Below are 719 nucleotides of genomic sequence, written 5' to 3' on the forward strand. Positions count from 1 at the left end.
TCTTTGAAAGACACTATCCGTGGCTTCCAAGGTATCTTGGGCGGTGAGTACGATGATCTTCCTGAGCAGGCGTTTTACATGGTTGGCTCTATCGACGAAGCAGTCGAAAAAGCGAAAAACATGTAATCATCCTTTAGTAGAAGCACTTTAAGATATTTAAAGTGCTTCCCTGATGAAGGTAGAAATTATGGGTATTAGCGTGCATTGCGATATCGTAAGTGCTGAAGAGCAAATTTATTCGGGTCTTGTTGAGCTAGTTGTTGCAGCTGGCGAAATGGGTGACTTGGGTATTGCTCCAGGCCATGCTCCACTAATGACGAAGTTGAATCCTGGTCCTGTTCGCGTTATCAAACAAGGCGGCGAAGAGGAAGTTTTCTACGTATCCGGCGGATACATGGAAGTTCAACCAAGCTTAGTAACTGTGCTAGCAGATAGTGCAGAGCGAGCTCACGACGTTGATGAAGCAGCAGCTCTGGAAGCTAAGAAAGAAGCAGAAAGAGAGCTGGCGAATCAGAGCGGCGATTTTGATTACTCTCGAGCAGCATCTCAACTAGCTGAAGCATCAGCGCGACTACGCGTGATTCAGCGAATGAGAAATAAGCATTAATGAGCAGTAATTCGTAAAATAAAGAAAAAAGGCAGCTATTTAGCTGCCTTTTTTCTTTTATGTCATATGGAGTGTCTATAATCAAACGATTGTAGTAGAAAAAGTTTAGGAA

General features: G+C 43.5%; 1 protein-coding gene. It reads left to right on the forward strand.

The window, feature by feature from the left end; genetic code table 11:
- Nucleotides 1-187: 187 nt before the first annotated feature.
- Nucleotides 188-607, forward strand: coding sequence for a F0F1 ATP synthase subunit epsilon (locus A3729_RS04880; protein WP_068507286.1), 420 nt, complete (start codon nucleotides 188-190; stop codon nucleotides 605-607).
- The last annotated feature ends 112 nt before the right edge of the window (nucleotides 608-719 follow it).

This window comes from Oleiphilus sp. HI0043, from assembly GCF_001634935.1.